At 61.3% G+C, this 15,190-nt stretch carries 20 protein-coding genes; 11 read left to right on the forward strand and 9 right to left on the reverse strand.

Translation table 11 applies throughout. The annotated features are described in order from the left end of the window. Positions 1-100: 100 nt before the first annotated feature. Positions 101-562, reverse strand: a complete 462-nt coding sequence (locus tag M5B97_RS13250; RefSeq protein WP_123717757.1) for a TlpA disulfide reductase family protein — start codon at positions 560-562, stop codon at positions 101-103. A 115-nt stretch (positions 563-677) separates the two neighbouring features. On the opposite strand from M5B97_RS13250, the gene arsC reads away from it, so the two are divergent. From arsC to M5B97_RS13265, 3 genes are read left to right on the forward strand one after another with little or no spacing between them, the layout of a single operon-like run. Beyond that, complete coding sequence (gene arsC / locus M5B97_RS13255; protein WP_248731681.1) at positions 678-1,031, forward strand: arsenate reductase (glutaredoxin); 354 nt, start codon at positions 678-680, stop codon at positions 1,029-1,031. Continuing rightward, positions 1,028-1,642 carry an NAD(P)H:quinone oxidoreductase gene (wrbA, locus tag M5B97_RS13260; RefSeq protein WP_248731682.1) on the forward strand — a complete coding sequence of 205 codons (615 nt, stop codon included), beginning with the start codon at positions 1,028-1,030 and terminating at the stop codon, positions 1,640-1,642. Before arsC ends, wrbA begins: the two co-directional genes overlap by 4 nt. Further along, positions 1,626-2,033 carry a DUF2069 domain-containing protein gene (locus tag M5B97_RS13265; RefSeq protein ID WP_248731683.1) on the forward strand — a complete coding sequence of 136 codons (408 nt, stop codon included), beginning with the start codon at positions 1,626-1,628 and terminating at the stop codon, positions 2,031-2,033. The genes wrbA and M5B97_RS13265 overlap by 17 nt, the downstream gene beginning before the upstream one ends. 21 nt (positions 2,034-2,054) lie before the next feature. Here M5B97_RS13265 and M5B97_RS13270 read toward each other — a convergent pair whose 3' ends face one another. Next, complete coding sequence (locus M5B97_RS13270) at positions 2,055-2,726, reverse strand: DNA-3-methyladenine glycosylase I (RefSeq protein ID WP_134657657.1); 672 nt, start codon at positions 2,724-2,726, stop codon at positions 2,055-2,057. A 67-nt stretch (positions 2,727-2,793) separates the two neighbouring features. Then, complete coding sequence (ttcA, locus tag M5B97_RS13275) at positions 2,794-3,618, reverse strand: tRNA 2-thiocytidine(32) synthetase TtcA (RefSeq protein WP_248731684.1); 825 nt, start codon at positions 3,616-3,618, stop codon at positions 2,794-2,796. Positions 3,619-3,976: 358 nt separating this feature from the next. Between ttcA and M5B97_RS13280 the strand changes: the two genes are divergently transcribed. Then, positions 3,977-4,579 carry a Yip1 family protein gene (locus M5B97_RS13280; RefSeq protein ID WP_123717763.1) on the forward strand — a complete coding sequence of 201 codons (603 nt, stop codon included), beginning with the start codon at positions 3,977-3,979 and terminating at the stop codon, positions 4,577-4,579. Positions 4,580-4,710: 131 nt separating this feature from the next. After that, entirely contained in the window at positions 4,711-5,205 is a 495-nt protein-coding gene (locus M5B97_RS13285) for a SprT family zinc-dependent metalloprotease (protein ID WP_123718722.1), read from the forward strand. 81 nt (positions 5,206-5,286) lie between these two features. On the opposite strand, the gene M5B97_RS13290 is transcribed toward M5B97_RS13285, so the two are convergent. Next, complete coding sequence (locus M5B97_RS13290) at positions 5,287-6,468, reverse strand: CaiB/BaiF CoA-transferase family protein (protein WP_248731685.1); 1,182 nt, start codon at positions 6,466-6,468, stop codon at positions 5,287-5,289. A 157-nt stretch (positions 6,469-6,625) separates the two neighbouring features. Between M5B97_RS13290 and tusD the strand changes: the two genes are divergently transcribed. The 6 genes from tusD (at position 6,626) to M5B97_RS13320 (ending at position 10,062) form a co-directional block, all read left to right on the forward strand. After that, positions 6,626-7,018, forward strand: coding sequence for a sulfurtransferase complex subunit TusD (gene tusD / locus M5B97_RS13295; RefSeq protein WP_248731686.1), 393 nt, complete (start codon positions 6,626-6,628; stop codon positions 7,016-7,018). Position 7,019: 1 nt separating this feature from the next. Beyond that, a complete protein-coding gene (gene tusC, locus M5B97_RS13300; RefSeq protein ID WP_248731687.1) occupies positions 7,020-7,370 on the forward strand; it encodes a sulfurtransferase complex subunit TusC in 351 nt (116 codons plus the stop codon). Further along, entirely contained in the window at positions 7,370-7,648 is a 279-nt protein-coding gene (gene tusB / locus M5B97_RS13305; protein WP_248731688.1) for a sulfurtransferase complex subunit TusB, read from the forward strand. The genes tusC and tusB overlap by 1 nt, the downstream gene beginning before the upstream one ends. Continuing rightward, positions 7,645-7,980 (forward strand): TusE/DsrC/DsvC family sulfur relay protein, encoded by a 336-nt coding sequence (locus M5B97_RS13310; protein WP_134657663.1) that lies wholly within the window; start codon positions 7,645-7,647, stop codon positions 7,978-7,980. The genes tusB and M5B97_RS13310 overlap by 4 nt, the downstream gene beginning before the upstream one ends. Beyond that, on the forward strand, positions 7,977-8,978 hold the full coding sequence (locus M5B97_RS13315) for a glycosyl transferase family protein (protein ID WP_248731689.1): 1,002 nt from the start codon (positions 7,977-7,979) through the stop codon (positions 8,976-8,978). The genes M5B97_RS13310 and M5B97_RS13315 overlap by 4 nt, the downstream gene beginning before the upstream one ends. Before the next feature lie 88 nt (positions 8,979-9,066). Then, on the forward strand, positions 9,067-10,062 hold the full coding sequence (locus tag M5B97_RS13320) for a glutathione S-transferase family protein (protein WP_248731690.1): 996 nt from the start codon (positions 9,067-9,069) through the stop codon (positions 10,060-10,062). A 42-nt stretch (positions 10,063-10,104) separates the two neighbouring features. On the opposite strand, the gene cysG is transcribed toward M5B97_RS13320, so the two are convergent. Genes cysG through lolA form a run of 5 tightly spaced genes read right to left on the reverse strand, consistent with a single transcriptional unit; the run spans position 10,105 to position 15,144 of the window. Then, a complete protein-coding gene (cysG, locus tag M5B97_RS13325) occupies positions 10,105-11,499 on the reverse strand; it encodes a siroheme synthase CysG (RefSeq protein ID WP_123717771.1) in 1,395 nt (464 codons plus the stop codon). Next, positions 11,500-12,780 carry a serine--tRNA ligase gene (serS, locus tag M5B97_RS13330; RefSeq protein ID WP_248731691.1) on the reverse strand — a complete coding sequence of 427 codons (1,281 nt, stop codon included), beginning with the start codon at positions 12,778-12,780 and terminating at the stop codon, positions 11,500-11,502. It lies immediately after the preceding gene. 16 nt (positions 12,781-12,796) lie between these two features. Further along, complete coding sequence (gene crcB / locus M5B97_RS13335; RefSeq protein ID WP_003232122.1) at positions 12,797-13,171, reverse strand: fluoride efflux transporter CrcB; 375 nt, start codon at positions 13,169-13,171, stop codon at positions 12,797-12,799. Further along, positions 13,171-14,493, reverse strand: coding sequence for a replication-associated recombination protein A (locus M5B97_RS13340; protein WP_123717773.1), 1,323 nt, complete (start codon positions 14,491-14,493; stop codon positions 13,171-13,173). The genes crcB and M5B97_RS13340 overlap by 1 nt, the downstream gene beginning before the upstream one ends. 27 nt (positions 14,494-14,520) lie before the next feature. Next, positions 14,521-15,144: an outer membrane lipoprotein chaperone LolA gene (lolA, locus tag M5B97_RS13345; protein WP_060755651.1), complete on the reverse strand. Its 624-nt coding sequence runs from the start codon at positions 15,142-15,144 to the stop codon at positions 14,521-14,523. Between the last annotated feature and the right edge of the window lie 46 nt (positions 15,145-15,190).

The raw sequence follows: 15,190 nt of genomic DNA on the forward strand, positions 1-15,190 counted from the left end.
TACCGCCCGCACGTGGGATGGGCTTGCCCGTCGATGACAGTCTGTCAGCAATACCTGCCTTGACTGACCACCGCTATCGAGGGCAAGCCGCCTCCCACATTTATCCGCGCAAGGCCTTGAGCTTGGCCAGCACGCCCTCCGCCGTCTGCTCGCCCATCAACTGCTCACGCACCTTGCCCTTGTCATCGATGATATAGGTCACCGGCAACGCTTCGCTGCGCGGAATATCAAAGATCCCCTCCGGGTTCTGCGCCAGGACGGTGAACTTGATCCCCAGCTTCTCGCTGGCCGCCTTGAGTTCCTCACCCTGCACATTGTCGAAATTGACGCCGAACACCCCCACATTCTGCCCTTTCAGCTGATCGGCCAAGGCATTGAGCTGCGGGATTTCCGTACGGCACGGGCCACACCATTCGGCCCAGTAGTTGACCACCACCCACTGCTTGTCCAGACGTTCGGCCGCCACTTTCTTGCCGTATTGGTCAACGCCGTAGTCATTGCCGCAGCCGCTGAGCAGCAGGGTTGTGATGATCGCGAATGCACCGATCAGTCGCCTAGTCATGGGGTAATCCTTCGTAAAAATGAACATTGGCTGCGACCTATCGCCTCTTACGGTTTAAGAGCGGGCCGCAGCGCAGGTAGAATACCCGCCACCTTACGCAAGATGCGACCCGCACATGACCGATCTGACGCTTTATCACAACCCGCGCTGCTCGAAATCGCGCGGTGCGCTCGAGTTGCTGGAGGCTCGCGGCCTGGCCCCGACCGTCGTGCGCTACCTGGAAACGCCGCTGGACGCCGCGCAACTGAAGGCCTTGCTGAGCAAGCTCGGCATCAGCGCACGCCAATTGCTGCGCACCGGTGAAGACGAATACAAAACCCTCGACCTGGCCGACGCCAGCCTCAGCGAAGCGCAATTGATCGCCGCCATCGCCGCGCACCCGAAGTTGATGGAGCGCCCGATCCTGGAGACCGCCGATAAAGCCATCATCGGTCGCCCACCGGAGAATGTGTTGGAGATCCTGCCGTGACGACTCCGTATGTGCTGGTGCTGTATTACAGCCGCAATGGCTCGGTCAGCGAGATGGCCCGGCAAATTGCCCGGGGGATCGAACAGGCCGGCCTGGAGGCACGCCTGCGTACCGTACCGGCGATCTCGACCGAGTGCGAAGCCGTCGCGCCGAGCATTCCGGACGAATGCGCGTTGTATGCCAGCCTCGATGACCTGAAGAACTGCTCCGGCCTGGCGCTGGGCAGCCCGACCCGCTTCGGCAACATGGCTGCGCCGCTCAAGTACTTCCTCGACGGCACCAGCAACCTGTGGCTCACCGGCGCGCTCGTGGGCAAACCCGCCGGGGTCTTCACCTCCACCGCCAGCCTGCACGGCGGCCAAGAGACCACGCTGATGTCGATGCTGCTGCCGTTGCTGCATCACGGCATGCTCATCACCGGCCTGCCCTACAGCGAACAGGCGTTACTCGACACCCAGGGCGGCGGCACGCCGTATGGGGCCAGTCACCATGCCGGACCTGACGGCAAACGCATGCTTGACCAACATGAAATCACCCTGTGCCGCGCCCTGGGCCTGCGCCTGGCAAACACGGCCTTGCTGCTGGAGAACGGCCGTGGCCAGAAAGCCTAAGGCCCTGCCATCGCAAGCGTGGCTGGAGCCACGGGTCAAAGTGGCGCGGGCGCTGAGCCTGTTGGCATTTCTTGGTCTGGTGGGCTTGCTCTGTGTGTACTACCTGTTCATCGCAGACCTGCACGGCGCCCGCCCATGGGTGATCCTGCTGATCGAATGGGTGCCGCTGCTGATACTGGCACCGGGGATGCTGTTGGGCAGTACCCGTGGGCATTCGTGGATGTGCTTCGTGGTGAACCTGTATTTCATCAAGGGTGCGCTGGCGGCGTATGACCCGAACCGGCAACTGTTCGGGGTGCTGGAGATGCTGGCGAGCCTGGCGGTCTTCTGCACCGCCCTGCTCTATGTACGCTGGCGGCATCAACTGAATCGGCGGTTGGCGGCAACCTGATCGAGATGTGTCGCCTCGACCCTAGTGATTCACCGTGTAAGCCAACATCATCGACAGCTGGCACATTGGCCGCCCACTCTCGGCATGCCACTGATTGAACGCAGCCTGCACCGCCGCCAGGTCGCGCAGGCTGGTCGGCGCCCTGTCGACGATCTTCTGCGCGTTCAGGGCCGCCACCACGTCATCGCTCGGCACAAAAGTATCCTTGCCCACCATGCGCAAAAAGCGCGGGGCCGATAGACCGCCCAGTTGGTGACCGTGCTTGCTCAGGTACTTCCACAACCCGACGATATCGGTCACCGGCCAGTCTGCGATAAATGCGCCGAAGCTGCCTTTTTCCTGCTCGATGTCGAGGATCATCTGCGCATTGCGCGGCACACTCTTGAGTTTGCCCAGGTGGCGGATGATGCGCGTGTCCTGCATCAAACGCTCCAGATGTTCGGCGCCCATCAATACAACCTTTTCCGGGTCGAAGCCAAAAAACACCTGTTCGAAGGCCGGCCACTTGGCATCCACCACACTGTGCTTCAAGCCCGCGCGAAACACGCGCAGCGCCAGGGTCGACAGGTAACGGTCATCGCTGATCTTGCGCAATTGCGCCGCAGTCTTGGGCACAGGCAGGTGGGCGTCCAGTTTGGCCGCTGAACCGAAGCGGTTCAGACAATATTCGTGCAGCCATTTGTAATCGCGCATGCCCTCTCCTGGCAATTGAATTGAAAACGGCGCCCGCGAGCGCCGTGTGTCAGAGCATTGAAACGGCTCAGAGGTTCACTACATTGACGAAGCGCGAAGCCGCCGTCTCGTCGATCTTCAAGCTGGTGAAGTCGAACAGGTTGCGGTCGGCCAACTGCGACGGGATCACATTCTGCAGGCTACGGAAGATGCTCTCGGTGCGACCGGGGGTCTTGCGCTCCCAGTCCACCAGCATGTCCTTGACCACCTGGCGCTGCAGGTTTTCCTGGGAGCCGCACAGGTTGCACGGGATGATCGGGAATTGCTTGAGGTCGGAGTAGGCCTGGATGTCCTTCTCGCTGCAATACGCCAGCGGGCGGATCACCACATTGCGCCCGTCATCGGCGCGCAGCTTGGGTGGCATGGCCTTGAGCGAGCCGTTGAAGAACATATTGAGGAAGAAGGTTTCGACGATGTCATCACGGTGATGACCCAGGGCCATCTTGGTCGCGCCGATCTCATCGGCGAAGGTGTAGAGCGTGCCACGGCGCAGGCGCGAGCACAGCGAGCAGGTGGTCTTGCCTTCCGGGATCAGCTCCTTGACCACCGAGTAAGTGTCTTTTTCAACGATATGGTATTCGACGCCCAGCTCCTTGAGATAAGCCGGCAGCACGTGCTCAGGGAAGCCCGGTTGTTTCTGGTCCATGTTGACGGCGACGATCTCGAACTTGATCGGCGCGACCTTTTGCAGGTGCAGCAGCACGTCGAGCATGGTGTAGCTGTCTTTGCCACCGGAGAGGCAAACCATGACCTTGTCGCCGTCCTCGATCATGTTGAAATCGGTGACCGCTTCACCGGCCAGGCGACGCAGGCGTTTTTGCAGTTTGTTCTGGTTGACTGTAAGAGTGCCCATGGCGCTTGGATCCGCTTGAGGTGTGTGACGAAAAGCGCAGCATTTTACCGGTAAGCATGGCTGAGTTCCATTACGCAGGGGCTGCTTCCCGATAGCGGCGAGCCAGATAGCCATGTTTGGCTGAATACTGCTACCGGGAGCAAACCCGCCGCCCTATCTACCCGCATTACCCCGTACAGACCCTCCCGCGATTAGGGCCAGTGTTTACAGTGCGATTTGCTCTAAAGCCCTACAGTTTTTCCGGTCATCACTTCCTATACTGCGACTTGAGGTCGCACATCTATCCAGACCTTTCAGGCCATATGGCCCGTGAGCGCTCCGATGGGGGGCGATGGTAATAACGACAGGAGTGACTGGCATGATCCATCACGTCGTGGGGCTGTTTACCCATCCCGACCAGGAATGGCGGGAAATCCGTGGCGATAAGGAAGAAAGCATCGGCCACATGTACCTCACTCATACCCTGATTCTCGCGGCGATCCCCGCCGTATCCGCGTTTATCGGCACGACCCGGGTCGGCTGGGTCATCGGCAGCCGCGCCCCGGTGATGCTGACCCAGGAAAGCGCGCTGTGGATGACCATCATGTCGTACGCGGCGATGCTCTGCGGCGTGGCGGTGATGGGCGCGTTCATCCACTGGATGGCCCGCACCTATGACGCCAACCCCAGCATGTCACGCTGCGTGGCATTTGCGACCTACACCGCGACACCGCTGTTTATCGGCGGGCTGGCGGCGCTGTACCCGCATATGTGGCTGGGCATGATGGTGGGCATGGCAGCCATTTGCTACACGGTGTACCTGCTGTATGTAGGGCTGCCGACCTTCATGAACATCGACCCGGACGAGGGCTTCCTGTTCTCCAGTTCGGTACTGGCAGTGGGCCTGGTCGTCCTGGTGGCGATCATGGCGTTTACCGTGATCGTCTGGGGCCTCGGCGTAGGCCCGGTTTACACCAACTGAAATCCGCTTATCGACCTGGGCAAGGCCACCGCAAGGTGGCCTTGTGCGTTATGCATGACCATTCGGCGCCTGACAGATTCGGAAACACCCAGCTTTGCGGCATACTGGTCGTCTCTGGAGATATGTACAGCATGCCCGAGCAACTCAATACCCGCGTCGAAGATTGTTTCCTGCTAGCCGAATCCTTTTTCAAACGAAGCTTCAAACGCCCCCAGGTCAGCCTCAAGCTGCGGGGCCAGAAAGCCGGTGTCGCGCATTTGCACGAGAACCTGCTGCGTTTCAACCCACAGTTGTACCGAGAAAACAGCCAACACTTCCTGAAACAGACCGTGGCCCACGAAGTGGCGCACCTGATCGCCCACCAGTTGTTTGGCGAGCGCATCCAACCCCACGGCGAAGAATGGCAGTTGATCATGCGAGGAGTTTACGAACTGCCGCCCGATCGTTGCCACACCTATGAAGTAAAGCGCCGTCAGGTGACACGCTATATCTACCGATGCCCTTGTGCGGACAGCGACTTTCCGTTTTCGTCACAGCGTCACGGGCTGGTGAACCAAGGGCGGCGGTATCTGTGTCGGCGTTGCCGGCAAACATTGGTGTTCACTGGAGAAACCCGGGTGGAGTGACGAACGTTGCACCGCCCCTCCCCCATTTGGGATGTACGGACAGGTCGAATGTATGGGGCCTGCTCCCGATAGCGCCCCCCGTCAACCGACAACCTTGGCCTGGCGCAGCGCCGTTATCCGCTGGGCAGTGAACCCTAACTCAGTCAGTACCTCATCGGTGTGCGCGCCCACGGCCGCGCCGATATGCCGAGGCGCCGGCAAGCCCTCTGAAAACTTCAGAGGGCAGGCTATCTGCGCCTGGGTCGAGCCGTCGTCATGAGGCACCTGGCTGACCAACTGCCTCGCTTTCAACTGTGGATGCTCCACGGCTTCACTCAGGCTGAGCACCGGTTCCACACAAGCATCCACCCCGGCAAACAACTCACACAGCTCATCAAAGCTGCGCTTTTCAAACTCGACCTGCAGCGCCAGCTTCAGGGCCTTTTGCTGCTCCGGCCTGGGCGACAGGCCCTGGGCCGCCAGTTCCGGGCGGCCCAATGCCGTACACAATGGCTGCATGAAGGCCGGTTCCAGGCTGCCGACCGACATCCAGCGCCCGTCTCGCGTGCGGTAATAGTCGTAAAAGCTGCCGCCATTGAGTACATGCTTCTCCCACCCCGGTTCCACCCCACAGGCCAGGTAGCCGGCACCGGCCATGGCGTTCAGGCTGAACGAGCAGTCGGTCATGCTCACGTCCAGGTATTGGCCCACGCCACTCTGCTGCCGGGCAATGACCGCCGCCAGCAACCCGACCACCGCATGCAGCGAGCCCCCACCCACATCCGCCAATTGCACCCCCAGCGGCAACGGCCCACTGTCCTGGCGGCCGGTATGGCTGGCCACGCCCGCCAACGCCAGGTAGTTGATATCGTGCCCAGCGCGGTCCTTGTAGGGGCCGGTCTGGCCGTAGCCGGTGATCGATACATAGATCAGCCGCGGATTGATCGCCTTCAGCGCCTCGTAACCCAAGCCCAGGCGCGCCATCACCCCGGGGCGGAACTGTTCAAGGACGATGTCGTAGTCCTTGATCAGTTCGCGCACGATCTCCAGCGCTTCGGCCTGTTTCAGGTCCAACGCGAGGCTGCGCTTATTGCGGTTGAGGTAGGCATGGCTCGCCGACGTGCCCTGATCGTGGGGCGGCAATACGCGTAACAGGTCCATGCGCGTGGACGACTCGATCCGCAGCACTTCGGCGCCCATATCCGCCAGCATCAGCGAGGCAAAGGGGCCAGGCAACAAGGTGGAAAAATCCAGCACTTTGAGGGACGCCAGGGGACCAGACATGGAGACTCCGTTTCCGATTCGACTGCCCACAGACTAGGCAGCCGCACGCCTGACGGCAATCGCCGGAACGATCAGCGGCAGTGACCGTTTTGATCACGGCGGGCTTTTTCGCGGCGGCGGCTTTATCATTGGCCCACGTTTGCTGGCAGAGTGTTCCATGAAGTTCGCGATAGCGCTGTTTTCCGCCGCCCATGCGCCCTCCTCACGCCGCGCCTTGCTGTTCGCCCAAGCGGCGCTGGCGAGCGGGCACGAGATTGTGCGATTGTTTTTTTATCAGGACGGCGTGTACAGCGCCTCCAACACCATCGTTGCGCCCCAGGATGAGCAAGACATTGCGCGCCAGTGGCGTGAATTCGTCAGCGCACATCAGCTTGACGCCGTGGTGTGCATTGCCGCCGCCTTGCGCCGTGGCGTACTCAACAACGAAGAGGCCACACGCTACCAACGCAGTGCGGTGAACCTGGATGCGCCGTGGGCACTGTCGGGCCTTGGACAATTGCACGACGCTGCCCAGGCCGCCGACCGCCTGATCTGCTTTGGAGGGCCATGACATGTCCAAGTCTTTATTGGTGATCAGCCGCCAGGCACCGTGGGCCGGCCCGAGCGCGCGTGAAGCGCTGGATATCGTGCTGGCCGGCGGCGCGTTCGATCTGCCTATCGGCTTACTGTTCATGGATGACGGCGTGTTCCAGCTGGCGCCGCATCAGGACGCCAGGGCCCTGCAACAAAAAGACCTGAGCGCCAACCTGCAGGCACTGGGGCTGTTCGGCATCGACGAGGTATTCGCCTGCCGCCATAGCCTTGCCGAGCGCGGGCTCACGGCGCCCGCCAGTACCGAAGCGCTGGGCAATGAAGAAATCTCCAAGCTGATTGACCGTTACGACCAGGTGATTACCCTCTGATGTCGACTTTACATGTGGTGTCGCACTCCCCATTCACCGACAGCCGACTCGCCAGTTGCCTGCGCGTATGCGGTGCCGACGACGCGATCCTGCTCTGCGGCGACGGCGCCTATGGGTTGCACAACCCGACCCTGCCAACCCAGGGCCTGAAGGTGTTCGTGCTGGCCGAAGACATGCAGGCGCGTAACCTGCTTCTGCCGGACTGGGCCGACAGCGTGGACTATCCGGGTTTCGTACAACTGTCGATCAACTACGACAAGGTCAACACCTGGCTATGAACACCCTGACCGTAGGCTCACGCGTCCTCGAACTGGACAAGGATGGTTACCTCGTCGACCTGAACGCATGGTCCGCCGAGGTCGCCAACGCCCTGGCCGCCGCTGAAGCGCTGGCGCTGACGGCGGACCACTGGGAAATCCTCGAACTGCTGCGCGGCTTCTACGCCGAGTTCCAGCTGTCGCCCGCCACACGCCCGCTGATCAAGTACACCGCCTTGAAGCTGGGCCCGGAAAAGGGCAACAGCCTGCATCTGAACAAACTGTTCAACGGCACTCCCGCCAAACTCGCCGCCAAGCTGGCGGGCCTGCCCAGACCGACGAATTGCTTATGACCGACTTTGCCCCGCTGACCCTTGAAACGCCTGCCGAACATCCGTTTGCGCAGTTCGTGCGCATCCTGGGCAAAGGTAAGCGCGGCGCGCGCAACCTCACCCGCGAAGAAGCCCGTGAGGCCATGGGCATGTTGCTCGACGAACGCGTCGAAGACACCCAGCTCGGTGCGTTCCTGATGCTGCTGCGCCACAAGGAAGAAAGCCCGGAAGAACTCGCCGGCTTCACCGAAGCCGTACGCGAGCGTTTGAACGCTCCGGCGCTGAACGTAGAGGTCGATTGGCCAACCTATGCCGGCAAGAAACGCCACCTCCCCTGGTTCCTGCTGGCGGCCAAATGCCTGGCACAAAACGGTGTGCGCATCCTCATGCACGGCGGCGGCGCCCACACGGCGGGCCGGTTGTACACCGAGCAATTGCTGGAAGGTTTGCAAATACCGCTGTGCCGCAACTGGCGACAGGTTGAAGCGGCCTATGAACACGGCAACCTGGCGTTTATCCCGCTGGGTGACTGGGCACCGCAACTGCAACGCATGATCGACCTGCGCAACACCCTGGGCCTGCGCTCACCGATCCACTCCCTGGCCCGCCTGCTCAACCCGCTGAATGCGCGCCTTGGCCTGCAAAGCATTTTCCATCCGGGTTATCAGGGCGTGCACCGCGCTGCCAGCGGCCTGCTGGGCGACAATGTGATTGTGGTGAAGGGCGACGGCGGTGAAATCGAGATCAACCCAGACGCTGCAAGCCATCTATATGGCACCACCGGCGGCGAAAGCTGGGACGAAGAATGGCCCGCCCTCTCCACCCAGCGCCATGTCAAACCGGCCACACTCGAACCGGAACACTTGAAGGCGCTGTGGCGCGGCGACGTCGAGGACAGCTATCCGCAACTGGCGCTGATCGCCACCATGGCCCTGGCCTTGCGTGGCCTGGGTCATCCCCGGGAGCAGGCATCCGTCCTGGCGCAGCAATACTGGGATGCGCGTGACAAATCGATTTGATCGATAATTAACGCCCGGTCTTTGCGCTTTTAAATCGAACCAAGCCCTTTAAACTGGCCTCCAACGCTTATTAGTCGAGGAGCCAGTCATGGGCTTGCTGATCGAAGCACACTGGAAAGACCAGTGGTACGAAAGTAGCGCAGACGGCGCATTCCAGCGGGAACAGGCACAACGCCGTAATTGGGTGACCACCGACGGCGCGCCTGGCCCCAGCGGTGAAGGCGACTTCAAGGCCGAAGCCGGACGCTACCATCTCTATGTTTCGCTCGCCTGCCCCTGGGCTCACCGCACCTTGATCGTGCGCAAGCTCAAGGGCCTGGAAAGCCTGATCGACGTGTCGGTGGTCAGCTGGTTGATGCTGGAAAACGGCTGGACCTTCGACAAGGCCCACGGCTCGACCGGCGACAAGCTGGATGGCTTCGAATTCATGCACCAACGCTATACCGCCGACACGGCCGATTATACCGGCCGCGTCACCGTACCGGTGCTGTGGGACAAGCAGCTCAAGCGCATTGTCAGCAATGAATCCGCGGAGATCATCCGCATGTTCAACAGTGCGTTCAACGAGCTGACCGGCAATACGCTGGACCTCTACCCTCAATCGCTGCGTACGACCATTGATGCCTTGAACGAGCGAATCTACCCCAACGTGAACAACGGCGTATACCGTGCAGGTTTCGCCACGTCGCAGCAGGCGTATGAGCGTGCGTTTGATGATGTGTTTGGCGAGTTGGACCACCTGGAACAACATTTGGCGAAACATCGCTACCTGGCCGGCGAATACCTGACCGAGGCTGACGTGCGACTGTTCACCACGCTGATTCGCTTTGATGCGGTGTATTACAGCCACTTCAAATGCAACCTGCGCAGGATTGCGGATTATCCGAACCTGTCGAACTGGCTAAGGGAACTGTACCAGTGGCCGGGCGTGGCCGAGACGGTGGATTTTGCCCATATCAAAGGGCATTACTACGCCAGCCACCGGACCATCAACCCGACAGGGATTGTGCCGAAGGGACCGTTGCAGGCGTTCGATGGCGAGCATGATCGAGAACACTTGAACGGCAGAGGCATACAGCGCTGACAAAAATCCTGTAGGAGCGAGCTTGCTCGCTCCTACAGTGGATCAGACCTGGGATTGGGCGCCTTCAAACCACTTCAGCTTCTCGCGCAACACCACCACCTCACCCACGATGACCAGTGTCGGCGCATGCACTTCATGCTCCGCCACCATCCGCGGCAAGTCGGCCAGGGTGCCGGTGAATACGCGCTGGTTGGACGTCGTGCCCTGCTGGATCAGCGCCGCCGGGGTATCCGCCGAACGGCCATGCTTGATCAACTGTTCACAGATGATCGGCAAGCCAATCAAGCCCATGTAGAACACCAGGGTCTGCGACGGCCCCACCAGGTCACGCCAGGGCAGGTCCGAAGTCCCGTCTTTCAAATGCCCGGTGATAAAACGTACCGACTGCGCGTAGTCGCGGTGCGTCAGTGGAATGCCGGCATACGCCGCGCAACCACTGGCAGCCGTGATCCCCGGCACCACCTGGAACGGTATGCCATGGGCGGCCAGTTCTTCGATCTCTTCGCCGCCACGGCCGAAGATGAACGGGTCGCCACCTTTAAGGCGCAGTACGCGCTTGCCTTGCTTGGCCAAATCCACCAGTTGCTGGTTGATCTGGTCCTGCGGCACGGCATGGTCGGCGCGACGCTTGCCGACATACACGCGCTCGGCATCGCGGCGGCACAGTTCGAGAATGGCCGGCGCCACCAGGCGGTCATACAGCACCACATCGGCTTGCTGCATCAAGCGCAAGGCGCGGAAGGTCAGCAGGTCCGGGTCACCCGGGCCTGCGCCCACCAAGTACACCTCGCCCGGCGCATACGGCGGCGCGCCGTTGACCTTTTCGATCAGCAAGCGCTCGGCTTCATCGCCCTGCCCGGCCAGTTGGCGGTCGGCAATCGGGCCTTGAAATACCTCTTCCCAGAACGCCCGGCGTTGCTGCACATCCGGGTACAAACCTTTAACCTGCGCACGAAAACGCGCGGCCAACCCAGCCAATTGGCCGTAGGTCGAGGGGATCCAGGTTTCCAGCTTGGCCCGGATCAAGCGCGCCAGCACCGGCGCATCGCCGCCGCTGGAGACGGCAATCACCAACGGCGAGCGGTCGACAATCGCCGGGAAGATCACACTGCACAGGGCCGGCGCGTCCACCACGTTGACCGGCACGCAACGGCGCTTGGCATCGCTGGACACTTGCGCGTTCAGCGATTCGTCGTCGGTCGCGGCGATGATCAGGGTGCAACCGTCAAGGTCGGCCTCCTGATAACCGCGCACAATCACTTCCCCGCCACTGCCCTGCACCAATTCACGCAACTGGTCTTCGACCTGGGGAGCAACCACCCGCAGCAGCGCACCGGCATCCGCCAGCAGCCGGGATTTGCGCAAGGCAATCTCCCCGCCACCGACGACCAACACACGACTGCCGCGCAGGTTATGAAACAGCGGCAGAAATTCCATTTAGCGGATGACCTCGACACCCGCCATGTACGGCTTGAGCACCTCAGGCACGCGGATCGAACCGTCTGCCTGCTGGTAGTTTTCCAGCACGGCGACCAGGGTACGGCCTACAGCCAGGCCCGAACCGTTGAGCGTGTGTACCAGCTCAGGCTTGCCGGTTTCCGGGTTACGGAAACGCGCTTGCATGCGGCGGGCCTGGAAGTCGCCGCAGTTGGAGCACGACGAAATCTCGCGGTATTTGTCCTGGCTCGGCACCCACACTTCGAGGTCGTAGGTCTTCACGGCGCTGAACCCCATGTCGCCGGTGCACAGCGCCAGGACGCGGTATGGCAGCTCCAGCAGTTGCAGGACGCGTTCGGCGTTGGCGGTCAGGCCTTCCAGGGCTTCCATGGAGGTCGACGGCTCGACGATCTGCACCATCTCTACCTTGTCGAACTGGTGCTGGCGGATCATACCGCGGGTGTCGCGGCCCGATGCGCCGGCTTCGCTGCGAAAGCACGGGCTGTGCGCCACGAACTTCAATGGCAGTTGCTTGGCGTCGAGGATCTCGCCGGCCACGATATTGGTCAGCGACACTTCGGCAGTCGGGATCAGGTAAAGATCGGCATCGCCATCGCGGCTGATCTTGAACAGCTCTTCCTCGAATTTCGGCAGCTGGCTGGTGCCCATCAGCGCCGGTGCCTGCACCAGGTAAGGCGTGTAGGCTTCTTCGTAACCGTGCTCGCCGGTGTGCAGGTTGATCATGAACTGCGCCAGGGCACGGTGCAGGCGAGCCACCGGGCCACGCAGCAAGGAGAAGCGCGCGCCGGACATTTTGGCAGCGGTTTCGAAATCCAGGCCACCGGTCAGTTCGCCCAGGGCGACATGGTCCTTAACCTGGAAATCAAAGACTTTTGGCGTGCCCCAGCGGCGCACTTCGACGTTGCCGTCTTCGTCTTCACCCACCGGCACGGACTCGTGCGGAATATTGGGGATGCCCAGCAGGATCGAATCCAGCTCGGTCTGGATCCCTTCCAGCTCGACTTTGCCTTCGGACAGCTCAGTGCCCATCCGCTCGACGTCCGCCATCAACGGCGCGATGTCTTCGCCACGCTGCTTGGCCTGACCGATGGATTTGGAACGCGCATTTCGCTCAGCCTGCAGTGCTTCGGTGCGGGTCTGGACGGTCTTGCGCTGTTCTTCCAGCGCTTCGATGCGCGCGACATCCAAGGCAAAGCCACGGGATGCCAGGCGGTCCGCTACGTCCTGGAGGTTGCTACGTAACAGTTTGGAATCGAGCATGTCGGTCTCTCGTTTATCAAAGTTTGGTCAAGGACAGGCCAGCCCAGGTGGCGAGCAGCCCGCCGAACACGCTGATGCCCAGGTAACCGAAGGCTACCAGGGCTTGCCCGCTTTCCAGCAGGCGCAGCGTATCCAGTGAAAAGGATGAAAAGGTCGTCAGACCGCCTACAAAGCCGACAATCAAGCCGGCGCGAATTTCAATCGGCACTTCCGGGCGCAACAGGAACCAGCCGTACAACAGCCCGATGATCAAGCAACCCACCAGGTTGACCGCCAGTGTCGCCGCATAAAAATGCTTCGGCCAATTGGCGCTCACCCACGTACCGGTGGCGAAACGCAATAATGTACCAGCGATGCCCGCAGCGGACACGGCAAGAATCGTCTTGAGCACTACTTTCTCCGCTGCTTGGGGCTGAGTCGATCAAGTTGAGCGAGGTGATTGAGCTTTTCACCGATCTTCAGCTCCAGGCCACGGGGCACCGGCTGGTAGAAAGGCTGCGGCTCAAGCGCGTCGGGGAAGTAGTCTTCACCCGCGGCGTAGGCATCGGGTTCGTCGTGGGCATAGCGGTATTCGTCGCCATAACCCAGTTGTTTCATCAGTTTGGTCGGCGCATTGCGCAGGTGCAACGGCACCTCAAGGGAGCCGTGTTCGGCGGCGGCACGCAAGGCCGACTTGAAGCCCATGTACACCGCGTTGCTTTTTGGCGCGCAGGCCAGGTACGTAATGGCCTGGGCCACTGCCAACTCGCCTTCCGGGCTGCCTAGGCGCTCCTGCACTTCCCACGCGGCAAGGCACAGGCTCAAGGCGCGCGGGTCGGCGTTGCCGATGTCTTCACTGGCCATACGCACCACGCGCCGTGCCAGGTACAGCGGGTCGCAGCCACCGTCGATCATGCGCGCAAACCAGTACAGCGCGCCGTCCGGATTGGAGCCGCGCACAGACTTGTGCAGCGCGGAGATCTGGTCGTAAAACGCCTCGCCGCCCTTGTCGAAACGACGACGGGTGTCGCCAAGCAGGCTTTGCAGCAGGTCGACGCCAATCTCGCTGCCGTCTTCGGCCAGGTCGGAGGCATTTTCCAGCAGGTTGAGAAAGCGCCGACCGTCGCCGTCGGCGGCGGTCAGCAAAATCCTGAAGGCTTCATCGCCCACGCTCAGGTGACGCGTGCCCAGGCCCTTGTCTTCGCTCAAGGCACGGTGCAGCAGCTTTTGCATCGCCGCTTCATCCAGGCTCTTGAGCACATAGACCCGCGCCCGCGAGAGCAAGGCGTTATTGAGTTCGAACGATGGGTTTTCGGTGGTGGCGCCGATAAAAATCAGCGTACCGTCTTCGACATACGGCAAAAACGCATCCTGCTGCGACTTGTTGAAGCGATGCACTTCGTCAACGAACAGAATGGTGCGCTTGCCGTATTGCCCGGCCTGCTGCTTGGCGACTTCCACCGCCTGGCGGATCTCCTTGACCCCGGCGAGCACCGCCGAGACCGTTTCGAAGTGGGCATCCGAGACTTTCGCCAGGAGCCGCGCCAGGGTGGTCTTACCCACCCCCGGCGGCCCCCAGAAAATCATCGAGTGCAGCGCACCCTGCTCCAGGGCTTCGCGCAATGGCTTGCCGCGTGCGAGCAAGTGCTCCTGCCCGACGTACTCATCCAGGTTGGTCGAGCGCAAGCGCGCGGCCAGAGGTTGAGCAATCGGGTCACTTCGAAACAGATCCATGGGCAGCGTTTGAAACCTCTGGAAGATTTATTCCTGAATCACGTCGGCACCCTTGGGGATGTCGAACTTGAACTTGGAAGCCGGTACGGGCTGGTTGGCCTTGACGCCGGAGAACAGGATATCGGTGCGCTGGCCGACGCTGTCGACCAGGCGCATGTTGTTGATCACGCCGTTGCCGAATGACAAGGACAGCGTATCAAACAGTGTGTCCTTGGATTTCGGCTTGAGGGTGAACTCGATCACGTTGCTGGTCTGCTTGGAGGTGATGTCGAAGCTGTCGTTGATTTTCGACACATCGCCCGACAGCAGCAGCGCCGGCGTCTGGTTCAGGCGCGGGTCGAGCTTCTTGATGGTCGCCTGTTCCAGGTCCGGGTCCCACAGGGTGACCTTCTGGCCGTCGGACACGATGGTCTGCTCAGACTTCCCTTCCGTATGCCAGTAGAACAGCCCTGGACGCTGCACGGCCATTTCACCTGCGGTCTCCTGCAACTGGGTGCCACCGGCATCCAGGGTCAGCTGGGAGAAGCGCGCGGTCAGGGTCTGGGATTTATCCAGCAGGTTCTTCAGGCTGGCGACGGAGGCCGGGTCAGCGTGAGCCGAAACAGCGGTCAGGGCCAGTGCCGGCAACAACAGCATGCGGATAAGACGCATGGGAGTCCTCATTGAGTGTCAGGGCGCGCCGTGTGTCGCCACACGG

This window comes from Pseudomonas sp. MWU13-2517 (assembly GCF_023242545.1).
GTDB lineage: Bacteria > Pseudomonadota > Gammaproteobacteria > Pseudomonadales > Pseudomonadaceae > Aquipseudomonas.

Bases quoted from the DNA above. Each gene is read 5' to 3' on its own strand.
- M5B97_RS13290 (WP_248731685.1), bottom strand. From the start codon at position 6,468: ATGTCTGGTCCCCTGGCGTCCCTCAAAGTGCTGGATTTTTCCACCTTG.
- tusB (WP_248731688.1), top strand. From the start codon at position 7,370: ATGTCGACTTTACATGTGGTGTCGCACTCCCCATTCACCGACAGCCGA.
- M5B97_RS13315 (WP_248731689.1), top strand. From the start codon at position 7,977: ATGACCGACTTTGCCCCGCTGACCCTTGAAACGCCTGCCGAACATCCG.
- ttcA (WP_248731684.1), bottom strand. From the start codon at position 3,618: ATGGGCACTCTTACAGTCAACCAGAACAAACTGCAAAAACGCCTGCGT.
- tusC (WP_248731687.1), top strand. From the start codon at position 7,020: ATGTCCAAGTCTTTATTGGTGATCAGCCGCCAGGCACCGTGGGCCGGC.
- cysG (WP_123717771.1), bottom strand. From the start codon at position 11,499: ATGGAATTTCTGCCGCTGTTTCATAACCTGCGCGGCAGTCGTGTGTTG.
- serS (WP_248731691.1), bottom strand. From the start codon at position 12,780: ATGCTCGATTCCAAACTGTTACGTAGCAACCTCCAGGACGTAGCGGAC.
- M5B97_RS13320 (WP_248731690.1), top strand. From the start codon at position 9,067: ATGGGCTTGCTGATCGAAGCACACTGGAAAGACCAGTGGTACGAAAGT.
- M5B97_RS13340 (WP_123717773.1), bottom strand. From the start codon at position 14,493: ATGGATCTGTTTCGAAGTGACCCGATTGCTCAACCTCTGGCCGCGCGC.
- tusD (WP_248731686.1), top strand. From the start codon at position 6,626: ATGAAGTTCGCGATAGCGCTGTTTTCCGCCGCCCATGCGCCCTCCTCA.
- M5B97_RS13280 (WP_123717763.1), top strand. From the start codon at position 3,977: ATGATCCATCACGTCGTGGGGCTGTTTACCCATCCCGACCAGGAATGG.
- arsC (WP_248731681.1), top strand. From the start codon at position 678: ATGACCGATCTGACGCTTTATCACAACCCGCGCTGCTCGAAATCGCGC.
- lolA (WP_060755651.1), bottom strand. From the start codon at position 15,144: ATGCGTCTTATCCGCATGCTGTTGTTGCCGGCACTGGCCCTGACCGCT.
- M5B97_RS13270 (WP_134657657.1), bottom strand. From the start codon at position 2,726: ATGCGCGATTACAAATGGCTGCACGAATATTGTCTGAACCGCTTCGGT.
- M5B97_RS13310 (WP_134657663.1), top strand. From the start codon at position 7,645: ATGAACACCCTGACCGTAGGCTCACGCGTCCTCGAACTGGACAAGGAT.
- M5B97_RS13285 (WP_123718722.1), top strand. From the start codon at position 4,711: ATGCCCGAGCAACTCAATACCCGCGTCGAAGATTGTTTCCTGCTAGCC.
- M5B97_RS13250 (WP_123717757.1), bottom strand. From the start codon at position 562: ATGACTAGGCGACTGATCGGTGCATTCGCGATCATCACAACCCTGCTG.